The sequence below is a fragment of the Methanoculleus sp. MH98A genome (genome assembly GCF_000691865.1).
Classification (GTDB): Archaea; Halobacteriota; Methanomicrobia; order Methanomicrobiales; family Methanoculleaceae; genus Methanoculleus.
The window spans coordinates 1-19,444 of record NZ_JMIO01000041.1; the positions used below are offsets into that span (position 1 = coordinate 1).

21 protein-coding genes and 2 pseudogenes are annotated in these 19,444 nt (G+C 61.6%); 17 read left to right on the plus strand and 6 right to left on the minus strand.

What is annotated here, in order from left to right:
- From EI28_RS06805 to EI28_RS13475, 4 genes and pseudogenes are all read left to right on the plus strand, one after another.
- Positions 1–491: pseudogene (locus EI28_RS06805) on the plus strand (TaqI-like C-terminal specificity domain-containing protein); the annotation flags it as partial.
- Positions 488–1,162 (plus strand): hypothetical protein, encoded by a 675-nt coding sequence (locus EI28_RS06810; protein WP_197018469.1) that lies wholly within the window; start codon positions 488–490, stop codon positions 1,160–1,162. The pseudogene EI28_RS06805 and the gene EI28_RS06810, both read left to right, overlap by 4 nt.
- 142 nt (positions 1,163–1,304) lie before the next feature.
- Positions 1,305–1,550 (plus strand): hypothetical protein, encoded by a 246-nt coding sequence (locus EI28_RS06815; protein WP_048113753.1) that lies wholly within the window; start codon positions 1,305–1,307, stop codon positions 1,548–1,550.
- A gap of 35 nt (positions 1,551–1,585) precedes the next feature.
- On the plus strand, positions 1,586–1,702 hold the full coding sequence (locus EI28_RS13475; protein WP_231476632.1) for a hypothetical protein: 117 nt from the start codon (positions 1,586–1,588) through the stop codon (positions 1,700–1,702).
- 348 nt (positions 1,703–2,050) lie between these two features.
- Here the strand turns inward: EI28_RS13475 and EI28_RS06820 are convergent, their stop codons facing one another.
- The 3 genes from EI28_RS06820 to EI28_RS15455 form a co-directional block, all read right to left on the minus strand.
- A complete protein-coding gene (locus tag EI28_RS06820) occupies positions 2,051–3,454 on the minus strand; it encodes a rhodanese-like domain-containing protein (RefSeq protein ID WP_048113754.1) in 1,404 nt (467 codons plus the stop codon).
- A gap of 130 nt (positions 3,455–3,584) precedes the next feature.
- On the minus strand, positions 3,585–4,904 hold the full coding sequence (locus EI28_RS15450) for an acetate--CoA ligase family protein (protein ID WP_369792262.1): 1,320 nt from the start codon (positions 4,902–4,904) through the stop codon (positions 3,585–3,587).
- Positions 4,901–5,620, minus strand: coding sequence for an acetate--CoA ligase family protein (locus EI28_RS15455; RefSeq protein ID WP_369792263.1), 720 nt, complete (start codon positions 5,618–5,620; stop codon positions 4,901–4,903). Before EI28_RS15455 ends, EI28_RS15450 begins: the two co-directional genes overlap by 4 nt.
- Before the next feature lie 305 nt (positions 5,621–5,925).
- On the opposite strand from EI28_RS15455, the gene EI28_RS06830 reads away from it, so the two are divergent.
- The 5 genes from EI28_RS06830 (at position 5,926) to EI28_RS06850 (ending at position 10,808) form a co-directional block, all read left to right on the plus strand.
- Positions 5,926–7,080, plus strand: a complete 1,155-nt coding sequence (locus EI28_RS06830; protein WP_048113755.1) for an iron ABC transporter substrate-binding protein — start codon at positions 5,926–5,928, stop codon at positions 7,078–7,080.
- Between the two features lie 275 nt (positions 7,081–7,355).
- Entirely contained in the window at positions 7,356–8,510 is a 1,155-nt protein-coding gene (locus tag EI28_RS06835) for an iron ABC transporter substrate-binding protein (protein WP_048113756.1), read from the plus strand.
- Positions 8,511–8,540: 30 nt separating this feature from the next.
- A complete protein-coding gene (locus EI28_RS06840; RefSeq protein WP_048113757.1) occupies positions 8,541–9,653 on the plus strand; it encodes an iron ABC transporter permease in 1,113 nt (370 codons plus the stop codon).
- Entirely contained in the window at positions 9,650–10,417 is a 768-nt protein-coding gene (locus tag EI28_RS06845) for an ABC transporter ATP-binding protein (RefSeq protein ID WP_048113758.1), read from the plus strand. The genes EI28_RS06840 and EI28_RS06845 overlap by 4 nt, the downstream gene beginning before the upstream one ends.
- 58 nt (positions 10,418–10,475) lie before the next feature.
- Positions 10,476–10,808 carry a DUF1622 domain-containing protein gene (locus EI28_RS06850; RefSeq protein WP_048113760.1) on the plus strand — a complete coding sequence of 111 codons (333 nt, stop codon included), beginning with the start codon at positions 10,476–10,478 and terminating at the stop codon, positions 10,806–10,808.
- 24 nt (positions 10,809–10,832) lie between these two features.
- Here the strand turns inward: EI28_RS06850 and EI28_RS06855 are convergent, their stop codons facing one another.
- Together EI28_RS06855 and udg are read right to left on the minus strand one after the other, a co-directional pair.
- A complete protein-coding gene (locus EI28_RS06855) occupies positions 10,833–11,264 on the minus strand; it encodes a bis(5'-nucleosyl)-tetraphosphatase (RefSeq protein WP_048113762.1) in 432 nt (143 codons plus the stop codon).
- An 8-nt stretch (positions 11,265–11,272) separates the two neighbouring features.
- On the minus strand, positions 11,273–11,890 hold the full coding sequence (udg, locus tag EI28_RS06860) for a type-4 uracil-DNA glycosylase (protein ID WP_048113763.1): 618 nt from the start codon (positions 11,888–11,890) through the stop codon (positions 11,273–11,275).
- A gap of 341 nt (positions 11,891–12,231) precedes the next feature.
- Here udg and EI28_RS06865 point away from each other — a divergent pair, with 341 nt between their 5' ends.
- The 6 genes from EI28_RS06865 (at position 12,232) to EI28_RS06890 (ending at position 17,527) form a co-directional block, all read left to right on the plus strand.
- On the plus strand, positions 12,232–12,921 hold the full coding sequence (locus tag EI28_RS06865) for a hypothetical protein (protein ID WP_155937286.1): 690 nt from the start codon (positions 12,232–12,234) through the stop codon (positions 12,919–12,921).
- 322 nt (positions 12,922–13,243) lie between these two features.
- The gene (locus EI28_RS06870; RefSeq protein WP_048113767.1) at positions 13,244–13,852 is read left to right on the plus strand and encodes a hypothetical protein; all 609 of its coding nucleotides are present in this window, start codon (positions 13,244–13,246) and stop codon (positions 13,850–13,852) included.
- Between the two features lie 88 nt (positions 13,853–13,940).
- Positions 13,941–14,528, plus strand: coding sequence for a hypothetical protein (locus EI28_RS06875; protein WP_048113769.1), 588 nt, complete (start codon positions 13,941–13,943; stop codon positions 14,526–14,528).
- Positions 14,525–15,118, plus strand: coding sequence for a hypothetical protein (locus tag EI28_RS06880; protein ID WP_048113771.1), 594 nt, complete (start codon positions 14,525–14,527; stop codon positions 15,116–15,118). The genes EI28_RS06875 and EI28_RS06880 overlap by 4 nt, the downstream gene beginning before the upstream one ends.
- Before the next feature lie 668 nt (positions 15,119–15,786).
- On the plus strand, positions 15,787–17,313 hold the full coding sequence (gene lysS / locus EI28_RS06885) for a lysine--tRNA ligase (protein ID WP_048113773.1): 1,527 nt from the start codon (positions 15,787–15,789) through the stop codon (positions 17,311–17,313).
- A gap of 19 nt (positions 17,314–17,332) precedes the next feature.
- Entirely contained in the window at positions 17,333–17,527 is a 195-nt protein-coding gene (locus EI28_RS06890) for a YwbE family protein (protein WP_048113775.1), read from the plus strand.
- Positions 17,528–17,529: 2 nt separating this feature from the next.
- On the opposite strand, the pseudogene EI28_RS14785 reads toward EI28_RS06890, so the two are convergent.
- Positions 17,530–18,293 (minus strand): annotated as a pseudogene (locus tag EI28_RS14785) (sensor histidine kinase).
- A gap of 193 nt (positions 18,294–18,486) precedes the next feature.
- Here EI28_RS14785 and EI28_RS14790 point away from each other — a divergent pair.
- Together EI28_RS14790 and EI28_RS14795 are read left to right on the plus strand one after the other, a co-directional pair.
- Entirely contained in the window at positions 18,487–19,182 is a 696-nt protein-coding gene (locus tag EI28_RS14790) for a hypothetical protein (RefSeq protein WP_231476630.1), read from the plus strand.
- A 49-nt stretch (positions 19,183–19,231) separates the two neighbouring features.
- Positions 19,232–19,444 (plus strand): hypothetical protein (locus EI28_RS14795; protein ID WP_231476631.1); only part of this gene is annotated, 213 nt, incomplete at its 3' end.

Sequence of the window (19,444 nt, forward strand, 5' to 3'; positions counted from 1 at the left end):
ATGTCATGCCGTTGCCGAAAATATTCACTCCTGACCTAGTATCCCAGGTATCATTTTCCATTGATGAAACTGGAGAGATTTTCTTTACTGGTGGTGCTGCTGGGGGCTACGGCATACTGATTGCACAAGGCTGCTCGCAGAACTTCGTCCTAGGCATACTGAACAGTAAGCTGACGAATTGGTTTTTACAGCAATTTTCGACGAAGATGCGCGGGGGTTGGTTCAGTTGTGAGGCGAGGTTCATCAAGCACATCCCCATCCGTCCCATCAACCCCGCCAACCCCTCCGATGTCGCCCGTCATGATCGGATGGTTACCCTCGTGGAGCAGATGCTCGACCTGAACAAACGCCTCGCGGCGGCGAAGGTCTCGCACGAGAAGGAGGTGCTCGCCGGGATGCTCGACGCGACCGACCGGCAGATCGATAGGCTGGTGTATGAGTTGTACGGGCTCACGGAGGAGGAGATCGCGGTTGTGGAGGGGGTTGTGTGAGATATTATGATGATCCGGTTGAGATAAGCGCCGAAGTATGGGCTGAATTGCTCAGAGATAGCGAAGTCACCCGGAAAAATGACCTGGAGGTTTTAAAGCTCATTTATGAGAGCAGAAATCGGGAGATGCATGCAAAAGAGATTGCGTTAAAACTCAACCTCCCCCATCACGCGACACTGAACTCACAAATTCCTCGATTCAGCAAACGTGTGATTGCCAGAACAGGAGTCCAGCCCCCTACAAGAGAAGATGGATCGATCCGGTGGTGGCATGTCCCCTTTTTGGGCTACGATAAAGATAACAAAACGTGTTCCTGGATCATGCGGCCTGAACTTGCGGAGGCGTATAAGCGAGTTTTTGGTCAGGAAGACTATGAAATCGTTTATCCTGGAGAGTTGACCGTTCAGGATAGCGTCATTCTCTTTGAAGGTGCCGTGAGTAAAATCGTTGTAAACAGTTACGAGCGGGACAAGAAGGCACGAGCCGAATGTATCGGTCATTATGGGTGTCGATGCGCCGTCTGTGGTTTTGATTTTGAGAAGGTGTACGGGCCGATAGGGCAGAATAAAATCCACGTGCATCACCTCGTGCCTCTATCAACAATACGAAAGGAGTACGAGATCAACCTGTACGGGATCTACGCCCCGTATGCCCGAATTGCCATCTCATAATCCATAGTAAGAAAGAACCCTTCACTATCGATGAGGTCAGAGAGCAAATGCGGTCCAGCAGCGGCCGCACCGGATACCCGCACACGGGAGCGAAGAACCTTTAATTTTCCCGGCGGCAATAGTGATCCATGGAGTGGGGGCAATGCCGGTAGAAGTCGACGGAAGACTGATCGACGACACGACAATCCAGCTCGACCGACCCCCGAAACCCGGGGAAGAACGAGTGGCAGTCAGGTTGAGGAAACACCCTAAAATGACAAAACTCCCTGCTCCTGAAGAATACATCCTGAAACTGGCCGAGAAAGACCTCGAAGAATTGTACTTAGCCGACCTGGAAGAGGGAACGGTGTTTCTTGAACCCGGGATCTTCCGGACGATACGCTCCTGATCTCGCAACGGTATGGACTGCTCTTCTCTGATGCTCTGCATGTTGCGTCTGCACGCAATCACCACATCGACTATTTCGCCACGAATGACCGGGATTTCGACCGGGTAGATTTTCTCACTCTGGCGCGCCCTTCCGCCGAACCGGTATCCTGACCGCCCGCGCCGGTCGCATCCGTCTCGCAAAAAAAGAGGCCCATCTCCGGCAAGAGGGAACGGCCGAGGAGGAACGCGTTCTTCACCCTCCGCCGACCACCTCCATCAGCGCCGCTCTCCGGGGGAGACGTTGCGGGAGACAGGAGAAGGCATCGCCGGGATCCGGGCCAGCCACCCCGTCCGTTATGGAGGTTCAACCCCGGACCCCACCACGAGCCCCTGAACTTCATGCCGAATTGTACCTCACCCGGCATTTCCGGGTTCCGATTGTCATGTGTCACCGGGCACTTGCACAAAATGCGTATGGGTCATCCCTGACCCACAACCACTCCCTGGGAGCATGGCCCCCTACATCGCCGGAGCGGCGTAAAGAGGCTCCTCCTCGTCCTTGATCAACGGATAATTCGCCGCCCTCCAGCCGATGGTCCCGCCGAGCAGGTTGGTGACGTGCCGGAACCCGTGCTTCTCCAGGATGCTCGCCGCAAGGCTCCCCTTGTACCCGGCGTCACAGTGGACGACGATCCGCTTATCCTCCGGGATCTCCTCGATATGCTCCTCGAGGTGCCCGACATAGATGTGGTGCGACCCCTGGATGTAGCCGTCCTCTTCGCGGTGATTGATGTTCCTGACGTCGAGCACCCAGACCGCAGGGTCGTCCAGGTTCTCGGCGAGGTCGGGTGGGGACCAGGTGCCGGAGCGCTCGATGATCTCGCCCTGCTTGAACCAGGCCGCAAACCCGCCGGCAAGGTATCCGGCGATGTTGTCGTAGCCGAGCCGGACGAAGTGGCGCACCGCGTGATCCAGGTCCAGGTTGAAGTCGTCCACGAGGACGATCGGGTCCTCGTAGTTTAAGTAGTAGCCCATGTAGAGGGGCAGGCCGTTCCGCCAGATGCTGAGGACTCCGGGGATGTGACCGCCGGCAAAACTCGTCGGCGACCGGATGTCGACGATCTGCACCCTCTGATCCATGAGCGAGCGAATCTCCCTTGGCGAATACGCCCGAAGGTGCGGCAGGTTGTAGATCAGGGGCGGTCCTTCCCGGTTGAGCTTGCGCATCATCGTAAAGTACGGCGGTTCGTAGAGTCGCTCACTTACCTTGCGCTCGACGAACTCATCCTTCGAGAGGGAGAGCAGCCCGTTCGTCACCTTCTCAAAACCGATGGTCGTGTACTCCCGGTCGCTGATGTTCCCTCCGCAGACGGATCCCGCGCCGTGGGCGGGGCAGACGATCGTGCTGTCGGGGAGCGGGAGGATCTTCTGGTGCAGGCTCTCATACAGCATCTCTGAGGCCTCCCGCCGCATATCCTCGCCGGCGAGATCGGTCCTCCCCACATCCCCGGCAAAGAGCGCATCGCCGGTAAAGACCATCAGGGGGTCATCGGAGACCGATCGGTCGCGGAGCAGGAGCGATATGCTCTCTATGGTATGGCCGGGCGTCTCCAGGACCTCGAGCTCGAGCGAGCCGACCGTAAACGTCTCCCCTTCACGGACGCCGGTGCCGAACCCGAACTCCTCCCGCGCGCCGTGCAGGATCTCCGCCCCGGTCGGACGGGCGAGCTCCCGGGAGCCGATGACGTAATCCTCGTTTTTGTGCGTCTCGAAGATCTTCGTGATCTTCATGCCCTCGCGTTCGGCGACGGTCGCGTAGACCAGGCAGTCGCGCCTCGGATCGATGACCGCCGCCTCCCCGCCCGCTCCGATGATGTATGAGTTGTGAGCAAGGATATCGGACTTAATCTTCTCAAACAACATCCGTATTCATCTCCCGGGTGATGGAACCCGTTCCGATGAGCCGGGATACGGGGCAGTTATATAAAAGGTTTCCGGGAGATACGGGGAGAGTGCGGACGCTGCCGCCCGTCGCACGGGGAACAGAACCCCTTCACGGCTGCCGGACGGCCACGACCTCGAGGATACTGCCCACCGCCTTGAACGCATCCTCGAGCTCCTCGAAGTTCGGGATCCGGGAGCCCCGGAGGATGCGCAGCCCGCTCCTGATGCTGTCGCCGCCGAGCATGCAGCCCACCACCATCTTCTCCGTGTTCCGGGAAAGCCGGACGATCTCGTTCGCGACGTGCGCCGGATCAACGAGCGTGGTCGGCACGGCGATCACGAACACGATATCCCAGAAGTCCTGGTGCCGTATCAGCACGTCGAAGAGAGCGGCGAACCGGGTGGCGTCGGCATCCCCGAGGATGTCCATGGGGTTTGCGTGGTTCCAGAACGGCGGGAGGAACGCGTTCAACTCGCGGAGCACGTCGTCGGGGAGGTCGACCATATCGACCCCGTAGGCCTCGGCGTAGTCGGAGGCGAGGACGGCAAACCCCCCCGCACTGGTGACGGCGATCGCGCGCTTCCCCTTCGGGTAGCCTTCGGAAGCCAGGAGTTCGGCCAGGTTGAAAGCGTCCCGCAGGCTCCGGGCCACTATCACTCCCGCCTGCCGGAACGCCGCGACGTAGACGTCGTAACTCCCGGCAAGCGACCCGGTGTGGGACGATGCCGCGGCCCGCCCCTTCCGGGACGACCCGGACTTCACCGCCACCACCGGCTTTCTCGCGGCGACCTCGCCGACGATCTGCATAAACCCGCGCCCGTCCTGGATCTCCTCGACGTAGAGGGTGACCGACCGTGTCTTTTCGTCCTGTTCGGCGAACCGGAGAAAGTGCTCGAACCCGAGATCCGCCTGGTTGCCGACGCTGATGACGGTCGAGAACCCGAACTCTTCAGGGAGGCTCCAGTCGACGACGGTGGTGATGATCGCGCCGCTCTGGGAGATGAAGGCGACATCTCCCGGCCTCGGCGAGACGGGGTCGAACGTAGCGTTGATCCCCATGTGAGGCATCATGATCCCGAGACAGTTCGGGCCGATGATCCTGATGGAGTGCCGCTTTGCGATCGCCGTGACTTTCTCTTCGAGCGCTGTGCCTTCCCCGCCGATCTCGCGGAACCCGGCGGTGACGATGACTGCGAGACGGACACCTTTCTTCCCGCACTCCTCCATCACCTCCGGGACGATGCGGGCGGGCACGGCGACGACCGCCCAGTCGACCGGGCCCGGGATATCCAGAACGGATGGGTAGGTCTTTCGCCCGAAGAGTTCCGTCCGCCCCGGGTTGACCGGATAGAGGTTCCCGGGGAACGAGAGGAGGTTGCGCAGAACCGAGTAGCCCACCTTGTTCGGGCTCGCGGAGGCGCCGATCACGGCGATTGATCCCGGGTAGAAGATCTCCGGGGACGCCCGGACCTGAGGCGGGCGGATGCGGCCCCGGCGGTATCCCCGACGATGATCCTCGCGTCGACGACGCTGACCCCTTTCTCATACACGATGACGGGGTTCAGGTCGAACTCCCGGATCCGGGGATCTTCGATGAAGGCCTGTGCCATCGCGGCGATGACGCGGACGAGCGCCTCCTCGTCCTTCGGAGACTCTCCCCGGTATCCCCGGATGAGCCGGTACCCCTCGATCTCGCGGATCATGGCACGGATCTCGGCGTCGGTGACGGGCAGCACGCGGATGGAGACGTCTTCGAGGAGTTCCACCAGTTTCCCCCCGAGACCGAACGTGATGACCTTCCCGAACGACGGGTCGGTCTTTCCGCCGATCAGCACCTCCAGCCCCGGGGGCATCTGCTTCTCGACGATGATCCCGGTGACCGGCGCCTCCGGTGCACGGGCGGCGGCGTTTTGCGTGATTGTCCCAAACGCCTCTTCGGCCTCATCAGGGCTCTCGATCCCGGTGATGACTCCGCCGACATCGCTTTTGTGGACGATCTCCGGCGAGATGACCTTCATGACGACGGGATAGCCGATTCGCCCGGCGGCCGCCCGTGCATCGGCGGCGCTGGTAGCCAGATGGTGGGGCGGCACGGGTATCCCGCACGAGTCCAGCAGCCGGTATCCCTCAGATTCGGTTAACATCCTCTCCGGCATGGGTATTCCTCACAATAGCCGGTCATGCCGGGTGCATGACCGGCGTCCTGTTGCAGGGGTTGGTCGGGTCGCCCATAATAGTTATCCGTCTCAGGAGAACAAGCCCGATTTCCACCTGGTAGTGAAACATGCAGCGGGACAGGTGCCGCAAACCGGCAAAGACTCCCGGAACTCGAGTCTGGAGCCAGGCAGGATCCACGATCAGCCACTCTGAACTATTGCAAATTTATTCTCACCAGATAAACTAAATTTAGAAAGACATAATAACGGGTGCTACGATCATCCTTGATCGTATGTATACCTCGAGATATACCGGATTGCTCACGGCCGCAGTCATTGCGGCCCTCGTTCTTGTCATGCTCGCCGCCGGATGCACCGGCACCGGGATCGTCCAGGGCGGCACCGACCAGACCGTCACGATCACCGACGGGTTCGGCAGAACCGTCACCGTCCCGTCGCCCCCGGAGAGCGTCGTCTGCTCGGGTTCCGGGTGCCTCCGCTACCTCGTCTACCTGCAGAGCCAGAACCTCGCCGTCGGCGTCGACGATATCGAGAAGGAGGGGCGGGCAATCGAAGGCCGGCCCTACGCCCTCGCTTACGGGGCACAGTTCAAAGACCTCCCCCTGATCGGTGAGTTCCGCGGCAAGGACGACCCCGAGAAGATCCTCGGGATAGGCCCGCAGGTCATCCTCAAGACCGGGTCCACCGGAACGGCATACGCGACCAGTGCCGGTGATGCAGATAAACTCGAGGCAAAGACCGGCATCCCGGTCGTGGCGTTCCCCTACGGCTCGCTCCGGAACGACGCCGAGCAGGCCGAGATGTACACCGGGCTCCGCACGATGGGCGAGGTGCTCGGGAAACAGGACCGGGCCGAAGAGGTGATCGCCTACATCGAGGCGACGATCGCCGACCTTGAAGCCCGGACTGCCGACATCCCCGAGAGCGAGCAAAAGACGGTCTACATCGGCGGCGTCTCCTCGGCGGGCGCCCACGGCATCATCTCCACAGAGCCCGCCTACCCGCCCTTTGCCTGGGTCAACGCAAAGAACGCCGCGGCCGGACTCGGCACGGCCCACGCCGATGTCGCGAAAGAGGCGCTCGTCGACTGGAACCCCGGGTACATCTTCATCGACGTCGGCACAATCCAGATGGAGAGCGACGGGGCGATCGGGGAACTGAAGGACGATCCCGCGCTCCAGGGGCTCTCAGCATCGAAGGAGGGCAGGGTTTACGGCGTTTTACCGTACAACTTCTACAACACGAACTACGGGACCGTGCTCGCTGACGCCTACTTCATCGGCAAGACCCTGTATCCCGACCGGTTTGCCGACATCGACCCGGAGGAGAAGGCGGACGAGATCTACACCTTCTTCATCGGGAAGCCAGTCTTCGGCGACCTGAACGGACAGTACCGGACCCTCGGGTTCGCGCAGATCCCGCTGTAACCCGGGATCGAACAGGGGCGGCGGAAGTGGAAGAAAACCATGCGTGCAGCAGGTGGGATCCCACTTCTTCCCCCCGGCCGGTGTAGCCGGAGCCCGGGCACGGTATCCTTCTTCCACGCCCCAGGCATGCCGGCCGGAGGAGTCCGCCAAACCCGGGGGTGCTGCACCGATCCGATCGATTATCGGCGCAGGTATTACGAATCAGAATTAAGTCACACTCGATAGAGGGTAATTCGATAACTATAAGAAACAGTGTTACTATTACTGATATTAGTATGCCGCCGTTCCGATATAGAGGAGCCCTCACAGCCGCAGTGCTTGCGGCCCTCATTGTGCTTATAACCGCCGCCGGATGCACCGGCACCGGGGCTGGCCCGGCCGGCGCCGGCGAGACCGTCACGATCACCGACGGCTTCGGCCGGGCGGTCGCCGTCCCGTCGCCGCCGGAGACCGTCGTCTGCTCGGGGTCCGGTGGTCTCCGCTACCTCGTCTACCTGCAGAGCCAGGACCTCGCCGTCGGCGTCGACGACCAGGAGAAGAAAGATCAGCCCATGGAAGGCCGTCCTTACGCCCTCGCCTACGGGGCGCAGTTCAAAGACCTTCCCCTGATCGGTGAGTTCCGCGGCAAGGACGACCCCGAGAAGATCCTCGGAATAGGCCCCGCGGTCATCTTCAAGACCGGCTCCACCGGAACGGCGTACAGCACCAGCGGCCCCGAGGCCGACAAACTTCAGGAGAGAACCGGCATACCGGTCGTGGCGTTCCCCTACGGCTCGCTCCGGAACGACGCCGAGCAGGCCGAGATGTATGCCGGGCTCCGCACGATGGGCGGGGTGCTCGAGAAAGAAGACCGGGCTGAAGAGGTGATCGCCTACATCGAGGCGACGATCGCCGACCTTGAGAGCAGAACCGCCGATATCCCCGAGAGCGAGCAAAAGACTGCCTACATCGGCGGCGTCTCCTCGGCGGGCGCCCACGGCATCATCTCCACCGAACCTGCCTACCCGCCATTCCTCTGGGTCAACGCAAAGAACGCCGCGGCCGGACTCGGCACCGCCCACGCCGACGTCGCGAAAGAGGCGCTCGTCGACTGGGATCCCGGGTACATCTTCGTCGACCTCGGCACGATCCAGCTCGAAAACGACGGGGCGATCGGGGAACTGAAGAACGATCCTGCGCTCCAGGGGCTCACTGCCGCAAAGGAAGGCCGGGTCTACGGCGTCCTCCCGTACAACTTCTACAACGTGAACTACGAGACCATCCTTGCCGACGCCTACTTCATCGGCAAGACCCTCTACCCCGACCGGTTCGCCGACGTCGACCCGGAGGAGAAAGCCGACGAGATCTACACCTTCTTCGTCGGCAAACCGGTCTTCGACGAGCACAACAGCGAGTACCGGAACCTCGGCTTTAAGGAGATCCCGCTCTGATGCCGGGCTCGATCAGGAGGATATGACGAGATGCACTTTGCAGACGGGGCCATCCCCGCCGACTACATGGGCTACGTGCGCCGAAAGCACCTCTGGATACTCGGTGGAGTGGTCCTCCTCTTCCTCCTCCTGATCGTATCCATATCGGTCGGCGCGGTGAGCATCCCCCCATACGAGGTCTTCCTCTCCATCGTGAACGGCATCGTCGACCGGATACACCTCCTCCTCAATCCCGGCACCGTCCTCAACCCCTCCAGCACCGACCGGATCGTCTGGAACATCCGCCTCCCGCAGGCGCTTGCCGCGATCGTCGCCGGGGTGGGGCTCTCGGTGGCCGGGGTCGCCATGCAGTCGATCCTTCGTAACCCGCTCGGATCGCCGTTCACGCTCGGCATCTCGAACGCCGGCGCCTTCGGGGCGGCCGTCTCGGTCATCGTCCTCGGCACCGGGCAGATGCACTCCTCAGTCGCCGACGCCGTCACCCTGAACAACCCCTACGTGACGACGCTAATGGCGTTCATCTTCTGTCTCCTTGCGACAGCCGTGATCCTGCTCATATCCCGGATACGCGGGGCCTCCCCCGAGGTGATGGTGCTCGCCGGCGTCGCCCTCTCCTCGCTCTTCACGGCGGGGACGATGTTTCTGCAGTATTTCGCCGACGACACCCAGCTCGCCGCGGTCGTCTTCTGGACGTTCGGCGACGTCGGCCGGGCCAGCTGGCAGGAACTCGGGATCATGGCCTTCGTGACCGCGGCGGCCTCGCTCTACTTCATCGCGAACCGCTGGAACTACAACGCGATCGACGCCGGCGACGAGACCGCGAAGGGTCTCGGCGTCAGCGTCGAGGCGATCCGGGATATCGGGATGGTCGTTGCGGCGCTCGTATCCGCCGTGATCGTCTCGTTCCTCGGGGTCATCGGCTTCGTGGGGCTCGTCTGCCCGCACATGGTGAGGAGGCTCATCGGCGACGACCAGCGCTTCCTGATCCCGGGCTCCTGCGTCATGGGCGGGATCCTCCTTCTCGCCTCGGACACGGTCGCCCGGGTCATCGTGGCCCCCTACATCCTCCCGGTAGCCGTGCTCACGGCATTCCTGGGCGCACCGGTCTTCATCTACCTGCTGCTTAGGGGGTACCGGCGATGATCCTCGACGTCGACGGCGTGGCGTTCAATTACCGGAGCGCTTCGGTCATCCGGGATATCACGTTCGACCTCTCGCCGCACCAGATTCTCGCGATCCTGGGCCCGAACGGTGTCGGGAAGACGACGCTCTTGAAGTGCATGAACACCATCCTGCGGCCGAAGGCCGGGTCCGTCCTCATCGAGGGGGCCGACCTCCTCACCGCGGACAGGATGGAGATCGCACGGAAGGTCGGCTACGTCCCGCAACGGTGCGAGGCGGCCCGGTTGACCGTCTTCGACGCCGTCCTCCTCGGCCGCCGGCCGCATATCGGGTGGGACGTGACGGACAAGGACATACGGATCGTCGAGGCAGCAGTCCGGATGCTCCACCTCGAGGACCTGAAGCTGCGCTACATCGACGAGATGAGCGGCGGGGAGCTCCAGAAGGTGAGCATCGCGAGAGCGCTTGTGCAGGAGCCCCGGGTGCTCCTCCTCGACGAACCGACGAGCAGCCTCGACCTCAAGAACCAGATCGAGATCCTCGGGATCGTCCGGCACGTGACGACGGAGCACGACGTCGCCGCGGTGATGACGATGCACGACCTGAACATGGCGCTTCGCTACGCCGACCGGTTCATTCTCTTAAAGGACGGCGTCATCCATGCCGCAGGGGGCCCCGATGTGGTGACGCCGGAGATCATCGAGGCGGTCTACGGCGTCCCCGTGACGGTCGAGCGGTATAACGGCTACCGCTTCGTCGTGCCCCTGGAACCGGAGAGCGCCTGAGAGCCCGGGCCCAGTAACGTATAAGCCCCCCGTCGCCGATATGCCCGGCCGGGGGCATATGGTACTCGAGACGTTCATCGGAATCGCCGAGATAGTCCTCGGGACGTTCGGGGCGCTCTTTATCGTCTACGGAGCGGCGATCGCGATCATCGAGCTCCTGGCGCGGGAGACGCGCCTCCGAAAGCAGAGTTACCACGACATCAGGTGGTTCTTCACCACGCGCATCCTGATCGGTCTTGAGTTCTTCGTTGCCGCCGATGTCTTAAAGACGATCCTCGAACCGACACTCGAGGATCTGACCATCCTCGGGGCGCTCGTCGCCATCAGGACCGTCGTAAGTTACTTCCTTGGACAGGAGGTGAAAGAACTTCCCGAGGAGAGAAAATTGTAAAAGGGGATTTGGCGGGGTTTTCAGTCACTCGCTCTTCCGGCCCCAAAGTGCCGTCAAGTGCTCGTGCGCCCCCTCGACGACTCTTCTTGAGTTCGCGAAGGTGATCGTCTGCAGCGCCTCGTCGTAGGGGAGCCACCGGTAGTCGATATGCTCGTCCGAGAGCGTCACCTCCTCCACCGGGGTCTCGATCAGATAATAGGCGACCTCCTTGTAGACCGTATGCGCCCGGCGCTGGAAGAAGTAGTGCACCTCCTCGCGAAACCCGGGGACGAACTCCGCGCGGGTGATCCCGGTCTCCTCCTCAAGTTCGCGAAGCACCGTCTCTTCCTCGCTCTCGCCGCGTATGCCGTGTCCCTTCACCAGATCCCAGTGACCGGCCCCGTACTGCAGGATGAGATACTGGAGATCCGCATCCCGCCGGACGACAACCGCCCCGCATGATCGCTCTTTTGCCATAATTTTCTTCAATCCTGTGTCGTGAAGTCTCCGGCCGCCGCGAGTTCGTGCCCGATGACCCGGAAATCCTCTTCCAGGGACTCCCGGTACCCCGGGTTGTAGAGCGCGGCGGCAGGGTGGAGGGTGGGGATGAGGCGGACCGGGTGGCCGAAGAGGACGCCCCGGTAGACCGTCCCCCGGATCTCCGTGATCCGGTCGAACTCGACGGAGAGGAACGAGAGGATATACCTGCTCGAGTGCCGGCCCAGCATCACGATCACCTTCGGCCCGATGATCCGGATCTGCTCCTCGAGGTACGGGGTGCAGGCCCGGATCTCTTCCTCGCGGGGATCGCGGTTCCCGGGCGGCCGGTGCTTGACGATGTTCGCGATGAAAACATCGTCACGGGTTAGACCGATCCCCAAAAGGAGGCCTTCGAGGAGTTTTCCCGCCCGACCGACAAACGGCCTCCCGGTGAGATCTTCCTGTTTTCCCGGCGCTTCGCCGATGAACATGAGGTCGGCCCGGGGATTCCCCTCTCCCGGAACCGCATGGTGGGTGTTCTCCCAGAGGGGGCATTTCCGGCATTCGCCGATGACGGCGGCAAGTTCCTCTATCGCCGCCTCTCCCCCCGCATCCTGTAGCATGCCCACACTATTGAGGATAACTCGTATAACCTTCTTATGCATTGTGATCTGGCGCCGGACTTTTTCTTGCCCGCAACGGGCCGGCCTGCGAGGAGGGGAGAGGGGGTGGCGGTCGTTCGGCTGCGGTTCTCACCAGACGGCGCGGCACTGTTTTCGTGCATATAGAGGCCGGTCTTCGGGGGGGGTGGTCCGGCACGGGTCTGACGTGTAGATGATTGTCACAGAAAAGGGATATAGAAGAACGTTGAGCTCTCCAGCGTGGATACCGGAACCGGTATCCCGATATGCGCGGGACCCCCCCATCCCCGGTTGGCGCCCCGAACGACGGACGGATGATCTGCATGAGGTTCCTTCAAAATGATAGAACCAGCAGGGTCGCACTCGTTCTCCTCCTAATAGCCGTCGGTGCTTTCGGCGCCCTTTTGCTCCTCGATCTTCTCACGATCGGTCCCGGGCATCCTCCCCCCGGGGCCCTGCAAAAATGGTATATCCCCCGGCCCGGGTATGGGTATGCGGAAAACGGGTCGGTCGTCGTGAACAGAACGATCGAGGGGGATATCGTGTTGTCAGGCGATATCGAAGAAGGATACCCACCCCCGTTTCCGGATCTCTCCCCGTACTGCAGCCACGCTGTGTATCTCGACACCGGGTCGGGCGACCGGTATCTGGTCGTCAACTGGTACTTCGATGATGACGCAGATCTCGCGCGGGCGGAAGGGAACCTCTGCAGTTACCTTCGGTCGTCCGGGAACGTCGCCTCCGCCGGGTTGATCCTCCCGGGAGAAACGGGTAGATCGCCGGACGCACCGATCGTTAGCCCCATCACCGTGACGAAATACGAGAGCGAAACATCGTCCGGTTACTTCGGCGTCGTTGAAAAGCCGCTATCCCCGGAACACGACGATTATTTCATCGTTTACTACGGGGTCTATGGGCCGGCCGTTCTCCCCGATCACACCGCTGCACTGGAGGAACTTATGCTCCGGAGTTCCTCGCTCCGGGGCGCAAGATCGCTCGCGTCCTGTACGTGAGCGGCAGGGGTGTGATCGGGCACGGCACCGCCAGGCCGGAGAGCCGTCATACAAGCCGGGGAACGAACCGGAACTGTGACACACTACCATGCCGGCGCGGTCTCAATTCCCAGCCTGTTACGGTAGATTTCAGGTAAGGATTCTACCCGGCAGTCTCAACGTGTAGACGTGTGAGACAGAAATCGTTTATAGAGGAACGCCGAGTCTCAATCATGACGTACAGCCTCCGGCAGCCGTCCCCGTCCGGTTCGGGTACTACCGGCGGGCGGAGACCGGCCAGAACCCCTCACGGGCACGACTCCATACCCGTGGAGAGAGCCGGATGAGACAGAAACCCGTTCTCCTTGTTGTGCTGCTGCTCCTGGCGCTCGGGGCCGGGTGTACCAGCACACCGGAAAACGCCACCCCCGCACCGGTCCTCCACTACGAGCAGGGAAACACCTCGATCCCCATCAACGTCTCCGAGATCCCGGTGAGAACGTTCGATGTCAACGCAACAGAGGTGATCGAGATCGTCCTCGCCGACCAGCGGGCCGGGATTCTGCTTGAGGGCGGGTGGAAGATCGCCTCGGTCCGGACAGGCTTTGATTACGACTTGAGGACGCATGTCGACGTAGAGTTCCGAAGCGACGAGCCGTCACCGTCGTTCTTCATTGAAGTGGACGAACAGGAGGGGCAGACCGGCTGGGGACGCTGCAACGTCCCACGCTGGCTTGGGGGGCCGTTTGCAGGTCCACGTCCCGAGGACTACCACAAAGACGAGGCGGTGAGAGATGGCACAAACTGGTGGTATGTTTACGATCACCACAACGACAGGGTGGCAATGGTCTATAATGGAACGACGATCATCTACCTCTACCCATCGTACGGGACACAGTGGTACGAAACCGTAGGGAAAACAGGCGACACGCGCCATCTGGGGGCATTGTAATGTTCCGGAATGGACAGAGGGGCGCGACAATCATCTATCTCTACCCCTCATACGGGAGAGAGTGGTATGAAAGCGTGGAGGCGTCAGGATGAAGCGAATCTTCATTCTCTCCCTTGCGCTGCTGCTCCTGGCGTTCGGGGCCGGATGCATCGGCTCCCCGGAGATGAATGCAACGGAGAACGTCACCCCCGCCCCGGTCCTCCACTACGAGCGAGGGGATGTCTCGATCCCCATCAACACCTCCGAGATTCCGGTGAGGGGTTTCGACGCCAACGTCACGGAGGTGATCGAGATCCTCCTCGCCGACCAGCGGGCCGGGGCTCTGCTTGAGGGCGGGTGGAAGATCGCCTCGGTCCGGACAGGCTTTGATTACGACTTGAGGACGCATGTCGACGTAGAGTTCCGAAGCGACGAGCCGTCACCGTCGTTCTTCATTGAAGTGGACGAACAGGAGGGGCAGACCGGCTGGGGACGCTGCAACGTCCCACGCTGGCTTGGGGGGCCGTTTGCAGGCCCCTATCCTGAAGACTACCACCAGAACCGGACATTCTACCACACCTATGTCTTCGATCACCACAACGATCGGGTGACGATGGTCTACAACGATACGACGATCTTCTACCTCTACCCCTCATACGGGAGAGAGTGGTATGAAAGGGTGGAGGTGTCAGGATGAAGCAGGTCTTCATTCTCTCCCTTGTGCTGCTGCTTCTGGCGTTCGGGGCCGGTTGCATCGACTTTCCGGAGACGAACACCACGAAAACTGCCGCGTCGACCCCGATCCTTCACTACGAGCGGGGGAACATCTTAATCCCGATCAATACTTCCGAGATCCCGGTGAGAACGTTCGATGTCAACGCGACAGAGGTGATCGAGATCGTCCTTGCCGACCCGCGGGCCGGGATTCTGCTTGAGGGGGGCTGGAAGATCACTTCGATCCGGACGGGCTTTGAGGAGGAGGACCCGAACCGGGAGCACATCGACGTGGAGTTCAGGAACGATGAACTGTCACTATCGTTCTTCATCGAAGTGGACGAACGGGAGAGGCAGACCGGCAGAGGGCGCTGCAGCGCCACGATCTGGAGGGGACACCCATGGACATCGGACCCCTTCCCTGAAGAGGAGGACTATCACCAGGCGGTAAATCCATACATGGGCCTGTTTGTGGTCGTCGATCATCACAACGAGAGGGTGATGATGGCCTATGACGATAAGACGATCTTCTACCTCTATCCCTCATACGGGGATGTGACTGAATGGGAGTGACCGAAGCAGAACCGGCGCCCCTCTCCCCTCTCTCATGGAACAGGGTGATGTGAAAGCGTAGGGGAGGGCGATCCGGGAAAATGCAGGTTGTCGGAACGATCATGAAACCACCATAGGAGGGAAGCAAAATGAACCAAAAAGCGGGAAGGCAGGCGCAAGCCGTACCTGCAACCGGCGGGAGCAATTACGTGAAGCAGATCGCCATTCTCTCCCTTGCGCTGCTGCTCCTGGGCGCGCTGTCTCTCCTGCACGGATCTGGCCCTGCGGCCAGTCGCACTACGCTCCTCCCACCAGATGGTGCTCAAACTCCGGCCGCTCGTAGTCGCACCTCTGGTGCTCTTGCTCCGCTCCTGCGGAGCATCGCACTCCACCCCCGCCCGTCGTTCGTCGCCACTCGCGCCTTACGGTGCTTCGGCTCCTGCTCGAAGACGCTTCCGCGTCTTCTCAAGCTCCTGCCGTTCCGGCAGTCGCATCCTACGGACAGTCGCCACTCGCACCTGCGGTGCTCCTGCTCCGCTCCTCACGGAGCGTCGCCAATTTAATACCCCCAGAGATGAACACTATATAGAATTTCCCGGCGACTTCACCGCCCGGTCTCGCCGGATCGGTGCCTGACCCGGATTTCCGAACAGGGGCACGGCTGCAGGAAGAATGGAGCGATTTACACAATGAGCGATATGGATCACACCTGTTTTGACACGGCAAAGATCGATAAGTTACAGGAACTGCGCGAGCGCGGGGTGACGGTCTACCCCTACACCTTCGACCGCAGGGATACCGTCGAGGAGATCAAGGAGCGGTTCTCCACGATCGAGCACGATAAGAGCGAGGAGGAGGTCAGCACCGCGGGGCGGGTCTACGTCGTCCGCCAGCACGGCAAGACGATCTTCGCGGACGTCGGGGACTCGACCGGCAGGATCCAGCTGTATCTGCGCAAGAACGACCTCGGGGAGGAGCAGTTCGACCTCTTCAAGCAGTACGTCGACGCCGGCGACATCATCGGCGTCGTCGGCCACGTCTTCCGGACGAAGATGGGCGAGATCACGATCTGGGTCGACCGGTTCGAACTCCTCACCAAATCGGTCTGCCCGCTTCCCGAGAAGTTCCACGGGCTCAAGAACGTTGAGACCCGCTACCGGCAGCGCTACCTTGACCTGATCATGAACGACGAGAGCCGCGAGACCTTCAGGGCGCGGAGCAGGATCATCTCCCTCCTGCGGCAGTTCCTCTTCGAGCGCGACTACCTGGAGTTCGAGACGCCCACCCTGCAGCCGATCTACGGCGGTGCGAACGCCCGGCCGTTCACCACCCACCACAACGCCCTCGACCAGAAACTCTACCTCCGGATCGCGCCGGAACTCTACCTCAAGCGTCTGGTCGTCGGCGGGTTCGATAAGGTCTTCGAGATCGCGAAGAACTTCAGGAACGAAGATATCGACACCAACCACAACCCCGAGTTCACGATGGTAGAGGTCTACGAGGCCTACCGCGACTACAACGACATGATGGACCTCACCGAGGAGATCCTCTCCCACCTCGCGGAGAAGGTGCTCGGGACGACCGTCTGCTCGTTTGCCGGGCACGATCTCGACTTCTCCCGGCCCTGGCGCCGCCTCACGATGGAGGAGGCGGTGCGGGAGTACGCCGGGATTGACTTCCCGGCCATGAGCCTCGAAGAACTCCACGCCTTCGGCCTCGAGCACTGCGTCGAGGGCTGCGAGAGCGCCGCGACCCGGGGCGAGTACCTGGTCCTCTTCTTCGAGCACTTCGGCGAGAAGCACCTCATCCAGCCGACGTTCGTCTACGACTTCCCGATCGAGAACTCGCCGCTCGCAAAGAAGCACCGCTCAAAAGAAGGGCTGACGGAGCGGTTCGAACTCTTCATCGCCGGGATGGAGATGGCGAACGGCTTCTCGGAGTTAAACGACCCCCTCGACCAGAAAGCCCGGCTCGAACAGCAGGACGCGAAACGCCGGAAGGGCGACCTCGAGGCGCAGATGATCGACTACGACTTCATCAACGCGCTCGGCTACGGGATGCCCCCGACGGGCGGCGTGGGCATCGGCATCGACCGGCTGGTGATGCTCCTCACCGGCAAGGACTCGATCAAGGAGGTCCTCCTCTTCCCGCAGATGAAAACCGCCGTCCCCGGGCGGAACGGGGATGGAGCGGAAGAGGGCGACGGGGAAGAGTGAGCCCCCCTCAACTTTTGTCATGAACGGACGCAACAGGGCCGCCATCAAACCCGGGATGGTGGTGGATATCGTGCTCAAACGCGACCAGCGGACGAGGAAGCGCACCCGGGGCGTCGTCGCCGAGATCCTGACGAACTCATCGTTTCATCCCCACGGGATCAAGGTCCGGCTCCGCGACGGGCAGGTCGGGCGGGTGCAGGAGATCGTCGAGTAAGGTCAGGCGGCTTTGCGGAGGGTGAACCGGACGGCCGCCCCCTCTTCCGGCCGTCCTTCCACCCGGTCGTCCGCCCATATCTTCCCGCCGTAACGTTCGACGAGCATCCGGCAGATGTAGAGGCCAAGTCCCGTTCCTCCCACGCCGTGGGTTCCCGAACCAGCCGTTCGAAGAGCCGGACATTTACCGCGTCCGGGATGCCCCCGCCGGTATCCTCGACCGAGACCAGTGTCTCCTCCCCGCGTTCTTCGACCCGGACGGCGATCTCGGCAGCCGGACCGCCGTGTTTCGCCGCGTTGCCGATGAGGTTCGCAAAGACTTCGGAGAGGAGGCCGTCGGCGAGGACGGTGACCGTGGTGCTGGCATAGGTTATTGGGACGGAAGAGCGCTCGATCTCGGCCCTGACAACGACATCAAGGTCGAGCGGGCAGAGCGACGGCACGCCACCCTGGGCCTGCTGGATGGTGTTGACGTTGTGGACGATCTCGATGCTCTTCGTAAGCCCCTTCCTCGCCTTCCCGAGCACCTCGACCCCGGGCTCTCCCGCAAGTTCGGCGTGGAGAAGATCGGCGTAGAGGTTTGCGACATTGTTTGCGTTGTTGATGTCGTGCCCCATGATGTCCAGATAGAGGGTCGCCATCCGGTTGGACTCCTCGAGGGCGGCGGTCCGTTCCCTGACCTGCTCTTCGAGGACACGGCTGTGCCGGACGATCTCCTCCTCCGACTCCCGGATCTTCTGGATGGTTTCCTTTAAGGATCCGACCATCGCCGAGACGCTCTTTGCGAGGTGTACGAACTTCTCGTCCCCGCTCGTCCGTATGGGACGCTCCAGATCGCCGCGGGCGACGGCGTCGACGTCCTCGACGAGGGTGCGTATCGGCTGCGTCAAGTGATGCGCAGCGAGGGGCGAGGGGCGAGAGGCAACCGATGCGGAGGATCGCAACGAACAGAACGCCCGTATGCCGATCGAGTATCCCGGCGAGTTTTGTCTCCGCAGCCTTCGTGTTGTAGGTCAGTTCGACGATCAAGCTCATATCCGATGCATAATTGCCGTCGGCCAGATCGATGAAGAGGTACCGGACCAGCTCGCCCGTGGTGGTGTTTTCCACCTCCAGCGTGGTCCTCTCCCGGTATGCCTGCCGGACCACGGCCAGCCGCATCTCGTCGTCAGGATGAGACTCACCGGTGACCCTGGTGCCCACGCAGTCGAAGATCCGGATCTCCGTAATCTCCGGGTTCAGGTCCACCAGCTCTCCGACGAGGTCCCGGTACTTCAGTTCCACGCGGTATTGCTGAAACTCGGATGCCACAATGCCGAGCTCGAAGAGGTAGCGGTGGTCGGGAGAGGGCAGATACGCATACTTCCAGAGCTCTCCGGTGGAGAACTCGGCGACGACCCTGTCGGCCGAAAAGGCGTCGTCGAGCCGGATCTCCGTGATCCGGTCGTAAAAGGAGGGGAAGGGCCTAAAGTCGCACCCCAGATCGGGAGGATAGGTGGTGTACTCGACGACGCCGCTCTCGTTGATGATGTACAGATCCATCTCTTCCCCGAGTTCCTTTTTGACGCGGGAGAGGTTCATCTTCGACGGGCCCCGCCCCGCCCGCTCGTACTCGGCAAGGACCGGGCCGAACCCCTCCCGCATCTCGGGGTTTAAGGTGTCGTCGAAAAGCTTCAACCCGGTGTCAACCAAGTTCACCGAGAGGATGATTCCGGACTCGGTCTGGTTCCGCGATTCCAGGGTGTTCTCTTCCAGTTCCTGTCCGACCACCGCAGAATCGACGAACGAGATCAGGCAGACGACGGGGATCATCGCGAGCAGGAAGTGGAGCATAAACGGGAACGGCGGCCGCAAAGCTCTCTTCACCGTCATCCGGGTACCGCTCCCGCTCCTCATGCACTACCTTCCCCTGGGCAGG

Coding starts and splice junctions, on each gene's coding strand:
- EI28_RS06840 (WP_048113757.1), top strand. CDS start 8,541: ATGCACTTTGCAGACGGGGCCATCCCCGCCGACTACATGGGCTACGTG.
- EI28_RS06850 (WP_048113760.1), top strand. CDS start 10,476: ATGGTACTCGAGACGTTCATCGGAATCGCCGAGATAGTCCTCGGGACG.
- EI28_RS06855 (WP_048113762.1), bottom strand. CDS start 11,264: ATGGCAAAAGAGCGATCATGCGGGGCGGTTGTCGTCCGGCGGGATGCG.
- EI28_RS06890 (WP_048113775.1), top strand. CDS start 17,333: ATGAACGGACGCAACAGGGCCGCCATCAAACCCGGGATGGTGGTGGAT.
- EI28_RS06815 (WP_048113753.1), top strand. CDS start 1,305: ATGCCGGTAGAAGTCGACGGAAGACTGATCGACGACACGACAATCCAG.
- lysS (WP_048113773.1), top strand. CDS start 15,787: ATGAGCGATATGGATCACACCTGTTTTGACACGGCAAAGATCGATAAG.
- udg (WP_048113763.1), bottom strand. CDS start 11,890: ATGCTACAGGATGCGGGGGGAGAGGCGGCGATAGAGGAACTTGCCGCC.
- EI28_RS06835 (WP_048113756.1), top strand. CDS start 7,356: ATGCCGCCGTTCCGATATAGAGGAGCCCTCACAGCCGCAGTGCTTGCG.
- EI28_RS14790 (WP_231476630.1), top strand. CDS start 18,487: ATGCCGATCGAGTATCCCGGCGAGTTTTGTCTCCGCAGCCTTCGTGTT.
- EI28_RS06875 (WP_048113769.1), top strand. CDS start 13,941: ATGAAGCGAATCTTCATTCTCTCCCTTGCGCTGCTGCTCCTGGCGTTC.
- EI28_RS15455 (WP_369792263.1), bottom strand. CDS start 5,620: ATGTTAACCGAATCTGAGGGATACCGGCTGCTGGACTCGTGCGGGATA.
- EI28_RS06845 (WP_048113758.1), top strand. CDS start 9,650: ATGATCCTCGACGTCGACGGCGTGGCGTTCAATTACCGGAGCGCTTCG.
- EI28_RS06820 (WP_048113754.1), bottom strand. CDS start 3,454: ATGTTGTTTGAGAAGATTAAGTCCGATATCCTTGCTCACAACTCATAC.
- EI28_RS06865 (WP_155937286.1), top strand. CDS start 12,232: ATGAGGTTCCTTCAAAATGATAGAACCAGCAGGGTCGCACTCGTTCTC.
- EI28_RS06830 (WP_048113755.1), top strand. CDS start 5,926: ATGTATACCTCGAGATATACCGGATTGCTCACGGCCGCAGTCATTGCG.
- EI28_RS06870 (WP_048113767.1), top strand. CDS start 13,244: ATGAGACAGAAACCCGTTCTCCTTGTTGTGCTGCTGCTCCTGGCGCTC.
- EI28_RS06880 (WP_048113771.1), top strand. CDS start 14,525: ATGAAGCAGGTCTTCATTCTCTCCCTTGTGCTGCTGCTTCTGGCGTTC.